At 69.7% G+C, this 19,492-nt stretch carries 18 protein-coding genes; 15 read left to right on the top strand and 3 right to left on the bottom strand.

The window, feature by feature from the left end:
- The first annotated feature begins 10 nt into the window (after positions 1–10).
- The 8 genes from ACN27D_RS35690 to ACN27D_RS35725 all read left to right on the top strand — a co-directional run bounded on the left by ACN27D_RS35690 (position 11) and on the right by ACN27D_RS35725 (position 9,851).
- Positions 11–760 (top strand): hypothetical protein, encoded by a 750-nt coding sequence (locus tag ACN27D_RS35690; protein ID WP_053065340.1) that lies wholly within the window; start codon positions 11–13, stop codon positions 758–760.
- A complete protein-coding gene (locus ACN27D_RS35695) occupies positions 747–2,528 on the top strand; it encodes a hypothetical protein (protein ID WP_161801617.1) in 1,782 nt (593 codons plus the stop codon). The genes ACN27D_RS35690 and ACN27D_RS35695 overlap by 14 nt, the downstream gene beginning before the upstream one ends.
- A 3-nt stretch (positions 2,529–2,531) precedes the next feature.
- The gene (locus ACN27D_RS35700) at positions 2,532–4,070 is read left to right on the top strand and encodes an SCO6880 family protein (RefSeq protein ID WP_047891568.1); all 1,539 of its coding nucleotides are present in this window, start codon (positions 2,532–2,534) and stop codon (positions 4,068–4,070) included.
- A gap of 302 nt (positions 4,071–4,372) precedes the next feature.
- Positions 4,373–5,641 (top strand): ATP-binding protein, encoded by a 1,269-nt coding sequence (locus ACN27D_RS35705; RefSeq protein WP_235437424.1) that lies wholly within the window; start codon positions 4,373–4,375, stop codon positions 5,639–5,641.
- 50 nt (positions 5,642–5,691) lie between these two features.
- Positions 5,692–7,386, top strand: coding sequence for a type IV secretory system conjugative DNA transfer family protein (locus tag ACN27D_RS35710; RefSeq protein WP_047891569.1), 1,695 nt, complete (start codon positions 5,692–5,694; stop codon positions 7,384–7,386).
- The gene (locus ACN27D_RS35715; RefSeq protein ID WP_053065342.1) at positions 7,383–8,018 is read left to right on the top strand and encodes a hypothetical protein; all 636 of its coding nucleotides are present in this window, start codon (positions 7,383–7,385) and stop codon (positions 8,016–8,018) included. Before ACN27D_RS35710 ends, ACN27D_RS35715 begins: the two co-directional genes overlap by 4 nt.
- On the top strand, positions 8,015–8,644 hold the full coding sequence (locus ACN27D_RS35720; protein WP_047891570.1) for a hypothetical protein: 630 nt from the start codon (positions 8,015–8,017) through the stop codon (positions 8,642–8,644). The genes ACN27D_RS35715 and ACN27D_RS35720 overlap by 4 nt, the downstream gene beginning before the upstream one ends.
- An 85-nt stretch (positions 8,645–8,729) precedes the next feature.
- On the top strand, positions 8,730–9,851 hold the full coding sequence (locus ACN27D_RS35725; RefSeq protein WP_235437425.1) for an IS630 family transposase: 1,122 nt from the start codon (positions 8,730–8,732) through the stop codon (positions 9,849–9,851).
- Positions 9,852–9,920: 69 nt separating this feature from the next.
- Here the strand turns inward: ACN27D_RS35725 and ACN27D_RS35730 are convergent, their stop codons facing one another.
- The 3 genes from ACN27D_RS35730 to ACN27D_RS35740 form a co-directional block, all read right to left on the bottom strand.
- Entirely contained in the window at positions 9,921–10,841 is a 921-nt protein-coding gene (locus ACN27D_RS35730; protein WP_082171254.1) for a phosphoadenosine phosphosulfate reductase family protein, read from the bottom strand.
- Between the two features lie 86 nt (positions 10,842–10,927).
- Complete coding sequence (locus tag ACN27D_RS35735; RefSeq protein WP_278091387.1) at positions 10,928–12,163, bottom strand: nitric oxide synthase oxygenase; 1,236 nt, start codon at positions 12,161–12,163, stop codon at positions 10,928–10,930.
- A gap of 88 nt (positions 12,164–12,251) precedes the next feature.
- On the bottom strand, positions 12,252–12,755 hold the full coding sequence (locus ACN27D_RS35740; protein WP_235437426.1) for a GNAT family N-acetyltransferase: 504 nt from the start codon (positions 12,753–12,755) through the stop codon (positions 12,252–12,254).
- A gap of 410 nt (positions 12,756–13,165) precedes the next feature.
- Between ACN27D_RS35740 and ACN27D_RS35745 the strand changes: the two genes are divergently transcribed.
- The 7 genes from ACN27D_RS35745 to ACN27D_RS35775 all read left to right on the top strand — a co-directional run.
- The gene (locus tag ACN27D_RS35745; RefSeq protein ID WP_152748223.1) at positions 13,166–13,567 is read left to right on the top strand and encodes a hypothetical protein; all 402 of its coding nucleotides are present in this window, start codon (positions 13,166–13,168) and stop codon (positions 13,565–13,567) included.
- An 87-nt stretch (positions 13,568–13,654) separates the two neighbouring features.
- On the top strand, positions 13,655–14,416 hold the full coding sequence (locus tag ACN27D_RS35750) for a tryptophan 2,3-dioxygenase family protein (RefSeq protein WP_235437427.1): 762 nt from the start codon (positions 13,655–13,657) through the stop codon (positions 14,414–14,416).
- Positions 14,417–14,553: 137 nt separating this feature from the next.
- Positions 14,554–15,591: an aminotransferase class V-fold PLP-dependent enzyme gene (locus ACN27D_RS35755; RefSeq protein WP_396849546.1), complete on the top strand. Its 1,038-nt coding sequence runs from the start codon at positions 14,554–14,556 to the stop codon at positions 15,589–15,591.
- Entirely contained in the window at positions 15,588–16,838 is a 1,251-nt protein-coding gene (locus ACN27D_RS35760) for a tryptophan 2,3-dioxygenase family protein (protein WP_047891578.1), read from the top strand. Before ACN27D_RS35755 ends, ACN27D_RS35760 begins: the two co-directional genes overlap by 4 nt.
- Positions 16,825–18,228 (top strand): MFS transporter, encoded by a 1,404-nt coding sequence (locus ACN27D_RS35765; RefSeq protein WP_152748224.1) that lies wholly within the window; start codon positions 16,825–16,827, stop codon positions 18,226–18,228. Before ACN27D_RS35760 ends, ACN27D_RS35765 begins: the two co-directional genes overlap by 14 nt.
- On the top strand, positions 18,225–18,860 hold the full coding sequence (locus tag ACN27D_RS35770) for a hypothetical protein (RefSeq protein WP_152748225.1): 636 nt from the start codon (positions 18,225–18,227) through the stop codon (positions 18,858–18,860). Before ACN27D_RS35765 ends, ACN27D_RS35770 begins: the two co-directional genes overlap by 4 nt.
- A gap of 278 nt (positions 18,861–19,138) precedes the next feature.
- A partial coding sequence (locus ACN27D_RS35775) for an SDR family NAD(P)-dependent oxidoreductase (RefSeq protein WP_421501240.1) occupies positions 19,139–19,492 on the top strand: 354 nt, incomplete at its 3' end.

Here is a 19,492-nt window from a genome sequence, read left to right on the forward strand (position 1 = left end):
GGAGACTGACGTGAGCGAGGACGACCAGACCCGAGGAACGGCAGGGGAATCGTCGGAGAGCGCGGGCCAGCACCGACGAGCCCTGCTCTTGGTGGCGGTGGTCTCGGCGCTGGCCGTTGCCGTTGTCGTCGTGGCGCTCACCCGCGGCGGGGAGGAGAGACCGTCCCCGGCTGCCAGCGCCACACCGCCGGTCGAGGAGGCTGTGGGACGCTCCGACGTGTCCGCGTGCTCGGGCGGACCTGACCCGGCGCAGGCGGTCGTGGCGACCCTCACCACCGCGGCGACTCCGGAGGGTGCGGCAGAGACGGCTGCGGCGGTGGTGCGGTGGACGGAGAGCACCGCGTTCGCCCAACCGGGGGCGGTGGACGTGGTGCGTCAGGTGGGCAACGACTTCGGTTCTCCGGATCTGGTGGCCCTTCACCAGGGGCAGGCCCCTTACCTGTCGCGGATGACGGTCAGTCAACCGCAGCCGTCACGCGGCGCGTTCCGGGTGACAGGGGACGGGACCAGCGCCACGGTGACGGTGCTGCTGCCGGTGCGGTGGTCGACCGGCGCAGCGGTGCACGACGACTGGCGGGCTGTCGACGTGCGCCTGGATCGGCTCAACGATCGCTGGGCGGTGGTGTCGGCGGCCAGCAGTGAACTTCCCGACGGGGTGAAACCCTTGCAGGGTGCGACAGTGACCGATCGGGACTGGTCCCGCTACGGTTCGGCGCTGAGCGCCAACGGATTCCGTAGGTACGCCGATGGTAACTGCTGACAGCATGAGGCGGGCCGGCCGGTGGGCGGCCCGGTGCCTGCTGATCGCGGTGGCCTGCCTGGCGGTGATGCCGGCGGCATCACCAGCGTCGGCGGACCCAGCCGAGGACCAGGCCGCGACGGAGGTCGCGGCGGCGCGGTGCGCGAAGGCGCGCGAGGATCTGAGAATCCCCCGGCCGTTCGTGCAGGTCTGCGAATCCCGCCTGGTCGACGCCCTCAAGCAGGGCGCGGTGGCGACCGGAGACGCGGTCGAGCGCGTCTGCGAGTGGCTGCCTGATTTGCCGCTGGTGGGGGACGTCTGCGGCCGGGTGAAGCAGCTCATGGCGGGCATCGCGGAGGAGTACCAGCAGCGACTCGCGGCGCTGCGGGCGGGGGTGGACTTCGCCAAGGATCCGTGGGGCCAGACCATGAACCGGGTGGCGGATCACCTGGCGACGTCGCTGAGCGACCTGCTGACCCGGGTGGTGACGAACCTGGCCCATCTGAGCGCGCCGGACGTGCGGTCGACGGCGTTCGTCCAGTCGTACGCGGCGGGCTCGGGGATCGCCATGTTCGTGCTCGTGGCGATGCTCGCGCGGGTGTTCTACAAGGCCGGCTCGGGCGAGATGACAGGCGAGGAACTGGCCGATTCGGTGTGGCGGCGCCTGCCGTGGGCGATGGTCCTGGTGCTGTTCGGGCCTGGCCTGGGTTACCTGCTGGTGCAGCTGTCCAACGGCGCGACGGCCAGCATCATGGCGTACTTCGCCACGGACGTGGCATCGCTGGCGGCGAAGCTCAATGCGATGGCGGTGCCGGCGAACATGGGGCTGATACCGGGCGGCCCGCTGATCGGGATTCTCATCGTCGTGGCCGCGCTGGTAGGAGCGTTCGCGTTGCTGGTGGGTCTGCTCGTGCAGTTGCTGACCCTCTACCTCACGGGCGCGGTGATGGCGATCGCGTTCGTCCTGGCGATCGATCCCGCGACGCGGCCCCAGGCGCAGAAGTTGCCGACGTTGTGGTTGTGGTTGCTGGCCGGCCGGCCCCTGGTCTTCTTCCTGCTCGGTGTAGTCGCCAAGTACGGTGACAGCTCGTTCAGCGTGGCAGCCATTCAGGACGACGGGATGCGGGCGCTGGTGTCCGCTCTGGTCGCCGCCTTGATGCTGCTGTTTGTCGGGTTCGCGCCGTGGGCGGTGGTCAAGTTCGCCCCAGTCTTGCCCGGCGGCGGCGCAGAGCGGATAGCCCGTTCCAAACGATCGTCGAACAGCGCGTTCAGCGGCGTCGCCAGCTCGGCGATGATGCAGCTGGCGTATCGGCGGATGTCCTCCGGCCCCTCCTCCGATTCTGGCGGCAGCGGAGGCAGTCCTCGTCCCGCTGAGGGCCACAGCGAGCCCGGGCCACGTTCGCCTCAACGCCAGGGCGCCTCTGAGCAGTCGTCTGCGCAGCCGCCTTCGACGTCCAGCGGATCGGGCCAGGACGCCAGCGACGGCGGCGGTCGGGGCGGCCAGGGCGAGTCCGCATCGTCACGGCCAAATTCCGGAACCGCGCCGTTGTCGGGTACGGCAGCTCCGCCTGCGGCCGGTCCTTCGGCAGGAGCCGGCGGTGGCGCGAGTGCCGGGGCCGGCGCGGGCGCGGGCGCGGCCGGGGGCGCAGGCGTGGCGGCCGGTGCCGGTGCGACCGTGGCCACCGGCGGGGTCGCCGCAGGGGTGTTGCTCGCTGCGCAGGCCGCTGCGGCCACCAAGCAGAAGATCGACGACGCTGCGCACCGCGCAGGCGACGTGGCGGGAGACTAGCCAGTGAGTGACGCACCGGTCCGTACGGCTCGGCTCGGCGGAGAGATCCGGGCGCGAGGGTTCCTCGGCGGCGCCCGGAGCCGCACCGGCAACATCGTGGTCAGCGTCTGCCTCGGTGCCGGTCTCCTCATCGCGGTCACCGCCGGCGGCCTCGGCGGCTTGGCGGCCGGCGCGGCCATCTTCGGCTCCGGGTACCTGCTGACCCGACAGAATCCCCTCACCGGCCGGTCGCCGGGCACCGAACTGATCCTGCGGGGGTGGTGGGCACTGCGGTGCCGACGGGGTGAGACAGAGCTGATTCCTGTGCACCTGGCCGAGCCGATCCCGGTGCCGACGACGAAGGCTGACCGACGGGCGGCCGGCCGATGGGCGCGGCGGGTCCGAGACGAGGCGCCCGGACTGGAAGGTATCCAATGGTTGTCCGGGCCGGACGATACTGCGGTGCTCCTGCATCGGTGCCCCGGCGAGCAGTCCTACCTGTCGGTGGCCATCGAGGTCGACGGCCAACCGGCGGGACTACGCGCCCAAAGCGACTACGACCGAGCCGCAGCGGCGTACGGACACCTGCTGGCCCGGTTGGCACGCGACGAGGGTCTGATCTCGGGCATCCAGTCCGTCACCCGGATCATGCCCACCGACTCCGCCGTGCACGAACGGTGGGCGGCGGACCACGTGGACCCGCAGGCGCCGACGGCATTGACCCAGTCCTACGCCGAGCTGGTACGGATGACCGCCGGCGCGACCGAGATGATGCGCCACTACCTCGTGCTTCGGCTACCAGTCACCACGGTGTTCGCCCGGGCCGCCGCCGCCCACGGCGAAGGGGAAACCGGGTGGGCGCGTCTGGCGGTCGAGCAGGCGCAGTGGGTGGCGACGCTGGCTCGCCGAGCGGACCTACGCAACCCCCGGCTGGTGAGCACCCACCGGCTCGCGGCGCTGCTGCGCCATCTGCAAAACCCGCAGTTCCCCCTCGATCAGACCGTCGACGTCACCTCCGACACCTGGCTCCGCTCGCGCCGCACACTGCGGCACGCCGCAGTGGTGGACGAGTCCTGGTGGCACCGCGTCGCGGTCATCCCCTCCTCTGCGGTGACTCCCGAGCCGGTACATACCCGGTGGATCGCCCCCCTGCTGCACGGCATCACTCACCCGGTCATCCGCACGATCAGCCTGCACGTGGAGGTGCAGCCAGCGGCGAAAGCACGTCGCCGGGCCCGCGAGGACGTCACCGTTGACCGCGGCATCCGCGACGCCGCGCTGCGCCGGGGCTCGGTCGACGACGGTACCCAGGTCGTGCAGCTGTCCGCGTCGGCGCAACGCCTAGCCGATCTGCAACCCGGCTCGGGCATCCACGGCGCCCGGTGGGCCGGATACCTGTGCGTCACCGCCGCCGACGAGGACCAGGTGATGCGCGCCTCAACCGCGCTCGCCGACGCCGCCGGGGAATGCGGGATCAGCCACCTCGACTGGCTCGACACACGCCACGACACGGCCATGCCGACGACCTGGCCGGTTTGGCGAGGCATGGAGGCACAACCGTGACCCGATCCGCTCAGCCCTCGAACGCCGGAATCCCGCGCCGACCGCCGGTGATGCCGCCGGCATCACCTCCCAACCCCCAGCCGGTGTCCTCCGCGCCGCCAGCTCCGCCGTTACCCGCCCCACCACCGCTGCCGGCTGCGGCCAGAGTGATGCTGGCGGCATCACCTCCGCGCCCGCAGATGCCGGACACCGGCACCAGCCCCACGCCCGCCCCGGAAGTGCTGGTTCCGGCTACGTGGCGGTGGCGCCGCTCCCCCCTGCTCGGCAGGTTCGGGATCTACGCACCCCGCGTCCCAGGAATCTTGAGCACCACCCGGCAGAGCGAGGTGCTCTGCACCGCCATCTCTGCGCCCCCCACCCACACCGACGGCATCCTCAATGGCATCGACCTGGTGACCGGCCAACCCATCCACCACGACCCGTTCACGGCCTACCAACGCAAAACCGTGAGCTCGCCCAACGTGGTGGTGCTCGGCGACGTCGGCAAGGGCAAGTCCGCGCTCATCAAGACCGTGTACGTCTACCGGCCCCTGGCGTTCCGGAATCGGCGCACCGTCGTAGCAGACCGGAAGGACCAAGGTGGGGAGGGCGAGTACAGCGAGCTGTGCCGGCAGCTGGGCGGCCAGCCCATCCGGTTCCAGGTGGGCGAGGGTGGCAGCAGGATCAACCTCCTAGACCCGGTGATCGGAGTGTCGGCGGAAAGCGCCACCCAAGTCGCCGGGCAGCTGCAACTGCTCCGTGCGGTGGTCCACGCCGCGTCAGGAGCCGAACCGGACTCGTGGCAGGGCGCGGCGCTGCGCACCGCTCACCTTCGAGCCCTGGCCGAGGCGGAGTCGGCCGGCCGAACCGCGGTCGTCGACGACGTCATCGCCGCGTTGAGGCTCGCCCCTCCCGTGGAGATGTTCGGAGACGTGGCCACGAGCACTGCCCGCGATCGGTTCGCGGAGGCGGCACTGAGCCTCGCGTTCGATCTGGAAAGGGTCTGCGGTGACGACCTCGCCGGCCTGTTCGACGGCCCCACGAGCACGGACGTGCGCCTCGCCGATCGCCTGACCAGCTTCGACCTGTCGCAACTGCCCACGGAGGGCCCCGCGATCCCGCTGGTCATGACCGTGCTCAACACATGGTTGACCAACCTGTTGCGACGTCGGCGAGGCTGGCAGACGACGTTCGTCGCCGAGGAGGGCTGGCACCTGGCCGAAGGAGTCGGCGCTCGGCTGTTCCAGCGCAACAGCAAGCTGGCCCGGGGCATCGGCTTGGCCAACGTCGTGGCACTGCACCACCTGGCCGATATTCCGGAGGATTCACCCGCGGTCGCCATGCTCAAGGAAGCGGAGACGGTGTACATGTATGCCCAGGCCCGCGAGGACGACGCGTCGCGGTGTGTACGCCTGTACTCCCTGCCGCCGCACCTGCTGGGCGATCTGATGACCCTTCAGCAGGGGGTGTGTCTTCTGCGGATCGGGTCCGGCGCCCCACTGCTGATGCAGCACCTACGCTCGTCGGCGGAGGCCGCGTTGACGGACACCGATGCGGCGATGACCGGCGCCGGTGAGGGGGGTGCCCGCTGATGCCGGCGGCATCACCGTCCGGATCCGGACCCGGGGCGTGGTTCGGGGTGATGACGTCACTCGCCGGTGCGCTCGCCGCCTGGCACAGCGCGGTCTGGCTGTCGGGGCTGCTCACCGGCGCACCGGCGCGTCCGAACCTCGGCGACACGATGGAGGCGTTCATGCGATCGCCGGCGAACCCGGCCTCCGGGTACGCAGGGGCGCAGGTCGCGCCGGCCGCGCTGATCTGGGCGCTGTTCGTCGCGGAACTCACGGCGGTCGCCGCCGTCGCGGTGGGGTGGAAGACGCGACGCAGCCGCCGCCAACGCGACGGGCTGGCCGGGCACCGGCAATGGGCGCCGTTCCTGGGCAAGCGGGCCGCGCGTCGATCCGCCGCGCAGACCCGCCCTGGCCTGTCCGATCGGCGCAATGCCCCCATGGAAGAGGTGGCCGTTCCGTTGGCTCGTTCCGTGGGGGATGGACGCCGGTTGTACGTGCGCCACGAGGATTCGATCGCGGTGATGGCACCGCCGCGTGCTTTTAAAACCGCCGGGGTGCTGGCGGATCTCGTGCGGACCGCGCCGGGCCCCTGCGTAGCCGGGTCCAGCAAGGGCGACTTGCTGTCGATCACCTACCTGTCCCGCAAGGCTCGGGGAACGGTGTACGTGTTCGACCCGGGAGACGTGATCGGCTGGCCGACGCCTCTGCGGTGGTCGCCGGTGCGAGGCTGTGAGCAGCCACGAGTCGCTATCTCAACCGCGGAGGCGTTCGCCGCCGCGACGCCCGACGACACGCACACCACCAACTCGAAGTTCTTCATCAAGCAGGCCCGAGACGTCTTGAGGTGCCTGCTGCACGCCGCTGCCCTGGACGGCCGCGACATGGGCAGTGTGGTGGAATGGGCGCTGCGGATGGACAGCCCCAGCCTGCCGGCCCGGGAGATTCTGCGCAGCCACCTCGACGCCGCCCCTGGATGGGCGACGGCGCTGGAGGAGGCCACCTCGGGCGACCGCGGCAACGGGCCGCTGGAGTCGACGAAGAAGACCTTGGCGGACATGCTCAGCATGTTCGCCGACCCCGCGGTTCTCCAGGCGTGCCGCCCGTCGGAGCAGGAGGCGTTCGACATCAGCCGGTTCCTGGAGTCCACCGACACGGTGTACGTGATGAGCGGGGACAACGACACCGTCGCTCCGTTGGTCACCGCGTTCGTCAACGAGATCCTGCGACAGGCGAGAGCAGCCGCCGAGCGGCGGTGGCCCGCCCGCCTCGATCCACCGCTGCGGTGCGTCATCGACGAGGTCGGCAACGTCGCCCCGCTGCCTCGTTTGGGTAGCCTCATGTCCCGCCTCGGGGGCCAGGGCACCACCCTCGCGATCGGCGGACAGGGACTCGGGCAGGCGCGGGACCGGTGGGGTGAGGCCGGAGCGGCTGAGGTGTTCGGGTCCGCCACGGCGAAGATCGTCATGGGTGGCACCAGCGAACCGGACCTGCTGAGCATGATGAGTTCACTGGCCGGTGTGATGGAGGTGCCGGTCAACTCCACCACGGTGGCGCGGGGAGAGGTGTCCACGACCGCCAGCGACCGTGAGCGGCCGATCCTGCACCCGCACCAGATTCGGGAGCTGTCACCGTCGCAGGGCCTGCTGATCTACCGGCAAGCCCCGCCGGTGGTCGTGGAGTTCCAGCCGTACTGGGAGGGTCCGTGGGCGAAGGAAGCCGCCCAGAGTGCGGAAGCCGTGGCACGGTTGACCGGACGGCTGGCATGAGCGGCGCTGAGATCCTGCCCGATGACGGCGACCTGCTGCTGGAGATCGGCCAGGCCGTCGCGGCGGTGGACAACCGTCTCGTCGCGGTGGAGAACGCTGTGCTGGCCACGCCGGGCCGACGGTCCCGACGGCTAGCCGCGTCGCGGCCACCGACCGTGTGGGCGCCGACGTTGCGGCGGGGCAGGACGGCGATGCGCCGTGATGCCGCCGGCATCACCTTCTCGGTCTGGTCGTTCGATCACCTCTGCACCGCCGACCAGGTGGTCGCGCTGACCCGGGTGCGGGACTTCGTCGACTGGCTCAACGAGGCCTACGAGTTGACGGCGTCGACCTACGGCATCGCGTCGTGCTGGTATCGCCACCCCGGGGTCGTTCGTGAGCTGTGGGCGTTGCTCGGGTCGTACCAGCACGACTTTGGGGCTGAACGGATGTCGCCCCACCGAAGCCGGGACGGACCCGCATACTGGCATGATCGCCTCCTGTGGCCGACGCTGCGCAGGCTGCGGGAGGAACACGGCCTGCGAGAGTGCATCGCCTCCGCCGGGCACACCGCCCGCGTCGTAGGCGCCGCCTTGGCCACAGATCATGGCTTCGCGGACGAGATCGAACGGTTACAGGGAAGGGACACATGATCACCGCGACGGTAGGGGTCGTCAGGGCTGGCCTGCACAGGTACCTCGAATCCTGGCGGTCGGGTGAGGCCGTAGACGTGGTGTACCTCGGCCTGTACGGCACCAACGAGGCGGTGCTGGCACCGCTGCCGGTGTGGAACGGGCTGATCCAGCGGCTGGCGCGAGAGATGGACAAGCAAGCAGTGGCGAAGGTTCGTGAGCGCCTGAATCACGGCGCAGGTCCTCAGCCCACCACGATCCTGGAACTGGCGCGGCTGACGAGGGTCGCTGAGCTTCCCGTGCAGGTGCTCCAGAGCCGCGGCTTGCCGCGCGGCAGCGCCGACCTTGCCGTGTGGACGCCGGCCCTGGCCGACGTCAAGGCCCTCGCCGAACAGGGCGAAGCCACTGCGGCGGCGGCGTTGCGTCACATCGGCGACATCGTGCTCGACCGTGCCCCCAATCAGTCCTCTGCCGCCGGTGACGGGATCCGGTACGCGGTGTGCGACGTCGACGGCTTCCACGCCGTGGTGGTCACTTACCGGCCCGCTCGGCAGGGGCGTCGATCCCACGGCCGTCGGGGTCTGACGAACCGGCCGGTGGTGGAACTGCTCGCGGTAGACATCCTGCGGTGGCACGAAGACTGCTAGTGCCCTGACCAACAACGTTCACGGTGTTGGATGACACGCCGTCCGGCGTGCCGGAAGCGCGGCGTGGGTGGTTCAGGCTGTGTTGGTGGCAGAACCCGTTCGCGTTCGGCGGCTCAGTGACCAGGAGGGTCAGCAGCTGCTGAGGATTACTCGTAGAGGTACCGGCTCGCCGATCCGGTTACGGCGGGCCATGGTCGTGCTCGCCTCGGCCGGTGGGAACACGGTGCCGGCGATCGCCCGTCTCGTGCAGGCTGATGAGGACACGATCCGGCAGGTCATCCACCGGTTCAATGAGATGGGGATGGCCAGCCTGGACCCTCAGTGGGCGGGTGGCCGTCCCCGCCAGATCAGTAGCGACGAGGAACAGTTCATCGTCGAGACGGCCAACACCCGCCCTGAGAAGCTGGGGCGGCCGTTCATCCGGTGGAGCATCCGCAAGCTCGCCGACCACCTGCGCGTTCACTCCACCCGCCGGATCCGTATCGGGCGGGAACGGCTGCGGCAGATCCTGCACCGGCACCAGATCACCTTCCAACGGACCAAGACGTGGAAGGAGTCCACCGACCCTGACCGGGACGTCAAGCTCGCCCGGATCGAGTACGTGAGCAGCCACTTCCCGCAGCGGACGTTCGCCTTCGACGAGTTCGGGCCCCTGGTGATCCGCCCTCAGGCCGGCGCCGGGTGGGCGCCCGCCGGCCATCCGCACCGGCTGCCCGCGAACTACCACAAGCTGCACGGAGTCCGGCAGTTCCACGGCTGCTACTCCATCGGCGACGACCAACTCTGGGGCGTTGTCCGGCGCCGCAAGAGCGCCGCGAACACCCTCGCCGCGCTCAAGTCGATCCGCGCCGCCCGCCCGGACGGGGCGCCGATCTACGTCATCCTGGACAACCTGTCCGCGCACAAAGGCCTCAAGATCCGCAGGTGGGCGGCCCGGAACAAGGTCGAGCTCTGCTTCACCCCGACCTACGCCTCCTGGGCCAACCCGATCGAGGCCCAGTTCGGGCCGCTACGCACCTTCGTCATCGCCGGCTCGAACCACCCCAACCACCCCTCCCTGACCCGGCGGCTGCAGACCTACCTGCGCTGGCGCAACGCCAACGCCCGCCACCCCGACGTCCTGGCCGCCCAACGCCGCGAACGCGCCCGCATCCGCAGCCAACGACAACGACGCTGGGGCCAACCCGCCGCACGCGCAGCAGCCTGACCCCGACACCGTGAACGTTCGTGGTCAGGGCACTAGCGGAGCGCGGCAATGCCGTCCGATGCACGGAAGTCAAGGCTTGGCAGCAAACAGCTCAAGCTGGCCGGCTATCTCGCACGACGAACACAACGGGCCACCACGAGCCTTGGCCCGGCCCTGGTCGGCGCCCCACCCCCAGCGGCACCGGGGCTCGGGAATGCCCGCTTGAACGGCTTCCGTCTCCAGGCTGCGGATCTGGGCCACGGCGTCGGCCGCAACCGGCCACATCGCCAGTTCGTCCAGTTCGCCGGGCTCGGCGAACGCCCCGCACAGACACTCCCCGGACATGTGGAGCATGTCGGCGACCTCGTTGCGGGGGCAGTCGAGGAACCGACGCCGGTAGGTGTTCAAGTCCAGTGCCGTCCAGTTCCGCAGCGGAGATACCCAGACGATCGACTTCCGGCGCTCAACCTCTGGGATTCTGGCGCGCCGCTTCGACTCACCGCTGCGCCGGCCAGCCAGGAAGACCATCCGCTCGCGCGACGGCATCCTCACCAGCTCGTTCTTGGCCGCTTCCAAGGCGCGTTCCTTGAGCCGTTGGTACATTTTCCAGTGCTTCGCCGGACCAGGGAATCCGTCGGTCAGCACCAGCTCGCGGTACGTTGAACCCACCGGCGGGTGCTTCTCGATGAGCGGTAGTCCCCAGCTCGCGCAGGTGTCACGTACAAACTGGCGGGTGGCCTCAACGCCGATCCCGGTGTTCGCGTGAATCGCATGAGTCGCTCGCCGGCGGAACAGGTGGGCCAGCACTGTGGAGTCGTGGCCGCCGGAGAACAGCACCGCAGTCGCCACATGCTTGCGGTTACGGCCGTGGCCGTCGTGGTGCTCGACGATCTCCTCCCGAACGGCCCGGTCAAGCAGGTCGTGGGCCGCCTTGATGAGCGCATCGAGGCGAGCATTGCGCGCTGGCATACTCAGTTCAACCATGCCGGGCAGTTCGGTCGCGCTACGCACGGTCTGAATCCTTTCGTCACCAGCGCTCTGACCTAAGACAGCAGCCGTCCTCGGAGCTTCGGCACTGTGGGCAGGTCATGGTCCGATCACGGCTTCACCGGTGGAGAGGGGTGCAGCCCGGGATCTTGCGGCGAGGGTGATGCGTAGTAGCGGCCCCAGCTCGGGTCCTGCGGAGTCATGGGGTAGCTGTTGAGCCACGACCAGTCCCCGTAGACCGGCCGCCCTGCGGCTTCTTCCCGGTCGGTGAACCGCGCGAAGGAGATGCTTTCCCGATGGTGATCGGTGATGCGGACCCCGGCGGCGAGGAAGCTGTGCAGGACCGCCTCGTTGAGCATGAGGAGCGCCTTGTCCCGCCACAGCCGGTCTCGTCGCGTGTCAAGGCCCAGCCCGCGCGCCACTGCGGGCAGCTGGTGGTAGCGCGCCGGGTCGGCGAGGTTGCGACTGGCGATCTCGGAGGCCATGTAACTGCCGCTGAACGGCGCGCAGGGATAGATGACCCCGCCCACCCTTAAGGTCATGTCGCTGATCGCGGGCAGCGCCGGCCAGCGCAGTCCCAACAGCGCGAACCAGGGATGCTGCGGGTGGCGCAGTTCCACCTCCAAGACGCAGGAGGCAGGGACGGCGAACAGCGCCCGGCCGACGTCAATGCCGTCGATGATCCAGGGCAGCACGTCGAACCGGGTCCGGTTCGACGGTCCTCGCCAACCCAGTTGTATGGCTTGATCGGTGAATCGCGCCTGAGCGGGATCTCCGGTCACCTCGCCGGCTGCGGTGGTCCATCCTGCGTACCGGATCAGCTGCGAGTTGCGGATCCGCACGGCAGGCATGTCGGCTGACGCTGGGGAGAAGACCGACATCATCGGGACGATGGCACCGCCGTTGGTGGACAGGTCCAGGTGGTTCTCCAACTCGCCGCGGATCTGATCGGCCCGGTTGATCCCTCTGAGATCACGCACGCGCAGGGCGCTCCAACGGGCGCGTCCGATGCACCGTTCCGCGTTACGCCACGCCAGCTTCGCCCCGAACACCAACTCGTCGGTGGTCTGCCACCACGTGCCGCTGGTCTCAACCTCGCGTCGCATCTGCGCCAGGCGAGTCCGCAAGCCGTCGCGTCCTGTCTCGTGGAAGTAGCGCGTGAGAAAGGCGTGGGCGTCGCTGAGAACCCGAGCCGGGCCGTCGGTGGGACCGCCGGGCGCGTGCGCTGGGCAGCTGCTGGCCGCCGTCACTGGCGTGGGCGACCGCGACGCGGCACGGGTGCGGAAGGCCGCTTCATCATCAAGCCGTGATGCCGGCGGCATCACCGGCAGGCTGCCTTCGGTCACGTCGTGCCCGTTCCTGCTGGTCCTGATGCTGGCTGTCGCTGTGTCGGCTCCGCTTGGCGGGAGAGCCGCACGGGCGTTGGTCGCCGCCTCACCAGGGCGGCCTTCGGCTGGTGGCGACCACTGGCACGGTGAAGGTGAGAAAGGCGCCGTCCCTTTCGGTCAGGGCCGCGCGATCGAGCCGCCTGACCGTGCGCAGCATCGGGGTGTTCTCCGCGTGCATGTGCAGCACGAGCGCGGCGTAGCCGCTACTGCTGGCGAGCCCGAGCAACCAGACCAGCAGGGTCGAACCGAGTCCGTGCCGCTGCCAGTCGTCCCGAACGAGCAGCGCTGCCTCAGCTTGGTCTCCCTCGGCGATCAGGTTCGCCATCGCCACCACAGCTGCCATCGCGCCGTCGCCCGCAGCGGCAAGCAGGGTCACTCCGCGAGCCGGCTCCAGCAGCCGACGCAGGCGGGCGGGTGATGGCACCGCACCCGACAGATAGCGCCAGTGCCGGCTGCGCGCTGAGCAGGTTTGATGCAGTTCCATCACGGCCGGCAGATCGTCGGCACAAGCCGCATACACCGTCAGCTCCGGGCCTCCGGGCAGGGTCACCGTGCTGCGGTCGCGGTCAGTTCGGCTACCCACGGCGGCCGTCGGCAGAAAGCCCAGCCATGGGGCCGGCTCGTCGGCGGTGCCGGGCGGCCCTCAGCAGGGTGGTGAACGGCGTGAGACGACCGCCAGCGCACGGCGCGCTCGCCGTCTTGCCTGGCCGCTCGGAGCCCGGTGATGCCGGCGGCATCACTACGTGCTCACTCCTCATCGTGTTGACATCTCCCGTCCCGGTACCGTATTCATGTTTCAGGCGTGATTACCGTACCGAATTTGAGCCCGAATGCCAGCCTTGAGGGAGCGCAACCTTGCCGGAGCACCAAGGCCCCGTCGTCAACAGGACGATGCGCCCCCACGAATCGGCACCGAGAGCGGTCCGCCTGGCCACGGTTGTGTGTTGCGCCGGCTCCACGGTGTTCGCCGACGCGGCCGTGTACCTGGCTGCTGGCTGGGACGCGAACACGCCGTTCGGCGCGATGGCACTGGATGCCGGCGTGCTCATCGTCCTGCTCGCTCTGGCGCTCGTCTCGGTCGTCGCGGGCCTGTCCCTCCCCATGTCGGGCAGCCTCGCCGGACTACGTGCTGCGGCCGGCGGATCGGTCGTGACGGCGGTGGCACTTCCTTTCCTCATGGCTGACCGAATGGCGGCGGGACCGCGCGCAGTGGTGGGTGCCGCCGTCTTGGCCCACGGCGTTCTGCTGCTGTGGCTGCCCGGTCGCGGACAAGCTCCGCGGTGGCTTGCCCGGCGCAGGGCGGACGCCGCGGCTCGTGCTGGTCAGGAGCTGCGGAACCTGGCTCACGCTCCATGGTTTTGACCAGCTGGTCCGTCAATCAGCCTGACGCCGACCACGAAGACAACGGGGGCACTGAAGATGGCACCTCAGAGTTCGCACAGCGGAGGCGTGCACACGACACCTCGCCCGCCCGACGGCCTGGACGACGAGGACGGCGGTCCTGCCAGCGCGCCGCCAGATGGCTACGTGGGAACGACGGACGTGAACGCCTACAGCCGGTACATGCGCGTGGATGAGCTGCTGCGGCTTCAGGTGCCGGCACCCGAGCGTGCTCATCGTGACGAGTTGCTGTTCCAGGTGGCGCACCAGAGCACCGAGCTGTGGTTACGCGTGGCGGTGGAGGCGTCGCAGGAGGCGGCGTGGCACCTGCGTTCGGGCGATGTGGGCGCGGGGGAGTTGCTCGTTCACCAAGCGGCCGACGCGATCCGGACAGTGACCGGCCAGCTCGACATGTTCGAGCACCTCTCGCCGATGGCGTTCGCCGTCATGCGACCTCGGCTGGGCACGGGGTCAGGTGCGCAGTCGCCGGGCTGGGTGGGAATCGGGCGGGCCGGGCGAGAGCTGGCAAAGGCATTCGAGCATCTCTGCGAACACTGCGGAGTCTCCCTGGAGCAGCTGTGCCGGTGGCGGGCCGACCAGCCGATCTACCGGCTGGCGGAGCGGATGGTGGATTGGGACGAGGCTGTGGCGCTGTGGCGGATGCGGCACTACCTCCTTGCGGCCCGGCTCGTCGGCGACGGCGGGTTCGGCACCCAGGGCACGCCGGTCGGGACCCTGGCGAAGCTGACCGCCCACAGGTACTTCCCCGACCTGTGGGCGGTCCGTACCGCCGTCGTAACCAGCGCCACGTCGCTGCGGGAGATGGCGTGATGGCCCGGACACCGATGGATTGCTCTGCGGTGCGGCGTGAACTGCCGTCGTTGGCCGGACGCGTCCATTTGGCCAGTTGCAGTCACGCGCCCCGGTCACCGGTTGTCGAGTCGTCCCTGCTGGCCATGCTCACCGCGATGGAGAGCCCCGCGGTGACGTGGCAGGCGTGGGAGCATCAGGTGACGCAGTTGCGCTATCGAGTCGCGGCGTTGCTCGGGGCCCAGGAGCACCAGATCGGATTGCTGGCCGACGCGTCAACGGCCGCGCACCAGGTGGGCTCTGCGCGGGGATGGACGACGCGGTCTCGGATCGTGACGTGCAGCGCCGAGTTCCCCGGGGTCGCCCACGCCTGGCTGACGCAGCGCCGGCGAGGGGCCGAGGTGGTCTTCGTCGGCGACCGAGACGGCCGGGTGTGCCTCACCGACTACCTGCGGGCGATCGACGGCCGCACAGCCCTGGTGTCGGTGCCCGCGGTCACCTACAGCAGCGGTCAGCGCCTGCCGGTGCGCGACATCGTCGAGGCGGCGCATCATGCCGGTGCGGAGGTCTTCGTCGACGCCTACCAGGCGTTCGGGGTGGAGCCGCTTGATGTGCGGCAGTGGAACTGTGACTACCTCGTGGCCGGCTTCGGCAAGTACGCCCTCGGGCTGCCGGGGGTCGTCGCTCTGTATGAGGCCGCTGCCAGTGGTGGACGCGTACCGGGTCTGACCGGCTGGCAGGGTCGTCGCGATCCTCACCGGTTCGATCCTCACCTGGTGGACTGGCCGGACGACGCGCGCCGGTTCCAGGTCGGGACGCCAGCGGTGCCAGCGGTGTACGCCGCCAACGCGGCCCTGTCGCTGATCGCCGACCTGGACTTGGGGCAGGTTCGACGTCACGTGGCGCAGATGGCGCGGCTCGCCCGCGAGCTGGTGACGCGGCAAGGCCTGTTCGTGACGACTCCCGAGGAGCACGGCGCCCATCTGGCGGTCCTGCACCCCGCACCGGAGGCCATCACGCGGTGGCTGGCAGACCGGCACGTCGCGGTCGCACCGCGAGGCCGGGTGGTCAGGCTCGCGATGCACGCCTTCACCACCGCAGAGGACGTCGAGACGGCATGCCGACTGTTGGGGGAGTTCCCCGACGCCCGGGCGGCAGAGCGCCGCCGGTCTCATCGACAGGGAGTGGTGGCATGAACGGCGTCGACGCGGTGCAGCGGTGGCTGACGGGTCAGCGGTGCAGCGACGACTTTCCGTATCGAGACGTCGTCGCCAGCGTGCGGGAGCACGGGAAGCACTTCGTACCGCCGCAGATGCTGGAGGTGCTGGGACAGGCCAGGGAGGTGACCAACTCCGTCGCCGGGCCCGACGCTGGCGGCCGTCTCCTGCGCTCGTTCTTGAACGTGCTGCTCGACAAGGCCGACGGCCGCTACGACTACCGCACGTATCTGGCGCTGGAGCTGCTTCCCCTGCCGGACGCCGACCGCGGCGACATCGTCGTGGACGCGGCGGCGGCGTTGCGATGCCGGGACCGGCTGGTCGTGGCGTTGATCGCAGACGTGTTGAGGTTCGAGCACGCCGCCGCAGAGGACCAGCGACAGCCGCTGCCGGAGTTCCGGCCGGCATCTGGCCTGACACGTAAGCGGCTCAGGCTCGGCATGCGCGTGCTTCAACCCGCGCTTGCCCGCCTCGGCCTTGAACAGGCGGGTGCCGTGGACGATGTTCGCCCGGATCGTCTGTGGCGGGCCGTCGAGGAATTCCTCAACCGGGACGAACGCCAGGCGGTCGCCCTGTCGATGTTGCCCGTCTCCCGGGTGCACGACGAGTACCTGTTCCTCCGAGTCCTCCAGTCGTGGGAGGCGACGTTCGCGCTGGTGGCGGTGGACCTGTGCAGCGTTATTCAACTCCTCGGCGACGGGCATGCTGTGCACGGCGGGGCGCGGCTGGATGCGGCGACCGGGATCCTGCGGGAAGCCTCACCCCTGTTCTCGCTGCTGGCCACCATGCAGGTCGCGGCGTTCCGCGACTTCCGTCGGTGGACCGAGGGCGCCAGTGCCATCCAGAGCTACAGCTACAAGCTGGTGGAGTCGCTGTGCCGCCGCCCGGAACTGGCCCGGCTACACTCGGTCGCCTTCCAGTCCGCGCCGCAGGCGCGGATGCGGGCGCTGTCCGGGCAGGCCACGGTGCAGTCCCAGGTGGGGAAGCTGGAGCGGGCTGGATTCGCAGCGGTCGTCGAGGACCAACTCGTCGAGAGCATGGCGTCCTTCGCGGCCGCGCTGACAGGGTGGCGTCGCACCCACTACTCGCTCGCGGTGCGGATGCTGGGCAACGAGGCGGGCACCGGCTACACCTCGGGAACCGCCTACCTCAAAGAAGTCAAGGACATCCCTGTTTTCAACCGGGCGCCCTCAACTCCGTCTGGGGCACGGCGTGACCGGCGGTGATGCCGGCGGCATCACCGCCAACCGTGCACCCGGTGGTTCCGGTGCTCGTCCCGCCCGGCTAGGCGTGCTGCTGGGGACGCTCTACGGGCCGGTGACGTTCGGCATCATGGCGGCGGCGGTCGCGGTGCCCTACATTCCGGACGTCTCTGGCTCGGTCAGCACGGTGTGGCTGTTGTCTGGGTACGCCATCGCTCTCGGCGTCGGTACTGCGGTGTTCGGGCCGTTGACCGAACGCTGGGGAACACGGGCCTGTCTCCGTATCGGCGCGGTGCTGTTGCTCGCCGGCACGGTGGTGTGTCTGCTGGCACCGACACCGGAGGCGGTGGTGTCCGGCCGGGTGGTGCTGGCTGTCGGATCGTCTGCCGTCGTGACCGTGGTGCTCACCATCGCAGCTCACGTCGATGCCGAGCATCGCGGCGCGGTGGCGAGGGCGTTGGGCGCGGTGATGGCGACGTTCCTGGCCGGGGCGACGCTCGCGGGTGGAGCCGCCACGGAGGTGATCGGGTGGCGCGCGGCCGTGGTCTTGCCCGTCCTGTCGGTGCTGGCGGTCCCGTGGATAACGCGACACCACCATCGGCGGGGGAGGCCGTCGGCTGCCTTCGACGCTGTCGGAGCAGGACTGTTGACGGTGTTCGCGACGTGCACGGTCGGGCTGACGCAGATCGCGGTGCTGACGCTGACGACTGCATCGGCGCTGGCCGCAGGTGCGGCCGCCAGCGGGCTCGCCCTGTGGGTTCGAGCGCGGCGCCGGCCCGACGCGTTCGTGCCTGCCGCACTGGTGCGCGAGGCCCAGTTCAGGCGGGTGTGCCTGCTGGCTGGCTGCATCTACGGGGCGCGGTTTGCCGTGGTGCTCGCCGACGGACACCTGCTCGCCGACGCCGGATGGACGCCGCTGAACAGCGGCGTGGTGCTGGTGCTGTGTGCGGTAGCGGGGGTGGCCGTGTCCCACGGCCTGGCCCTCCGGCAGCGGTCGTCGGCCAAGGCGCTGCTGCTGGCTGCTGGAGCGCTGGTGATCGTGGGGTTAGTGCCATCAGACTCGGTCGGCCCATTGGTGATCACGTCGACGGTCATCTCGTCAGCGGTTTTCGCGCTGGGGCAACCGATGCTGACCGTCGCGCTGGCCGCCTTGCGTACGGATCGGCGGGGAACGGCTGTCGGACTGACCTACTTCTCGGGATTCGCTGGTGGAGCCGGTGGAACCGCAGTCGTGTCGGTGCTCATGCCCCCGCTGGGCGCGAGCGTCGCGATCGCCGTGGTGGCGCTGGCCTGCCTGGCTGGCGCAGTCCTGGCTGTGTCCCACGTCCGTGTTCGCGATGAGCGGGGTGCCGCTACCAGCCCTTCCAGTGATGCCGCCGGCATCACCCTAGAGCGCAAGGAGGCTGTCCGTTGAGCCATGGCGAATCGCCAGCCCCGGCCGGTACGCGACGCGCGTTCGGTGTCGTCACCGCGACGGTCCTGATGGTGGTCGCGGTGATCATTCTGGCGGCCACCGGCTGCGGTAGAAATCGGGATTCCGAGGGCGGAGCGTCCGCGCGGTTGACCTCGGCCGCTGAGGCGACTGCGTCGCCCGGGCCGAGCGTGACTCCGTGGCGGTACGGCTCGCAGCTGCGCCCGTGCGACGCCTTCGTGGTGGCTCCGCTGGAGGAGCTGCTCGGTGTCGTTGCCGACCCTCGCCGCGACGCCACGGACGGCCCGCTGAAGGGATGCGTTGTCGGTTTCGGCCCCAGGGGCGTGGCCAACCTGATGGTTGAGGTGAATGACCACGCGGAGGTGCGGTTCAACGGGTTGAAGGCGGTGGCGCAGGAGGAAGAAGCGCTGCGTCAGGTACCGAGTGGATGCCAGGACAGCTACGTCTATGTGGATAGTCTGCTCGGCCCGCGCCTTGCCTGTCTCGACGGCAACTTGTACCTGACGGTGGGCTGGACGCAGGACGCTCTGCCGTCCGGCAGCGACGACCAGGCCGTCATGGAAGCGCTTGGCCGCATGACTCACGAGACGCTCGCCAACCTGCGCAAGCCGTAGCCCCAGCAGCTTTCACCGCGCCGGCGTACGTGGAGGTCACTCGCCGGCGGGCCCGGCCTCTGAACCGCCCCAGAGGCCGGGCCACCTCCACCACGAGAGGCGACACGAATCGGGGGACAACTGCGATGCTCAACCTGGCCGATCCAAGAGATGTCATGACCATGACAACGACCTCCCGCCGACCCCCGAACGACAGGGCGGCGAACACACGCAGGGCCAGCAGAGCAGCCCACGGCCCGGCTCGCCTCCCATCGCCAGCACCGGACCAGCGGGGCAAGGTGGCCGTCATCACCGGCGCCAACGCCGGCGTGGGGTACCACACCGCTCGCCTGCTTGCCGCCGCCGGCATGACCGTGATCATGGCTTGCCGGCACTCAGGACGAATGAGCGCAGCGGCGTCGGCCATCAAGGCGACACAGCCCGACGCGATCATTCGGCAACTGCGAGTGGATCTGGGAAACCTAGAATCCGTTCGCGCTGCGGCAGGCCAAGTTCTGGACGATCACGGACGGATCGATGTCCTCGTGAACAACGCCGGCCTGATGGGCGTTCCGCGGTGGGACACCTTCGACGGCGTCGAGATGCACTTCGGGGTGAACCATCTCGCGCACTTCGCGCTCACCGGACTTCTT

The sequence above is a fragment of the Micromonospora sp. WMMD1274 genome, from assembly GCF_049179035.1.
Taxonomy (GTDB): domain Bacteria; phylum Actinomycetota; class Actinomycetes; order Mycobacteriales; family Micromonosporaceae; genus Micromonospora; species Micromonospora tulbaghiae.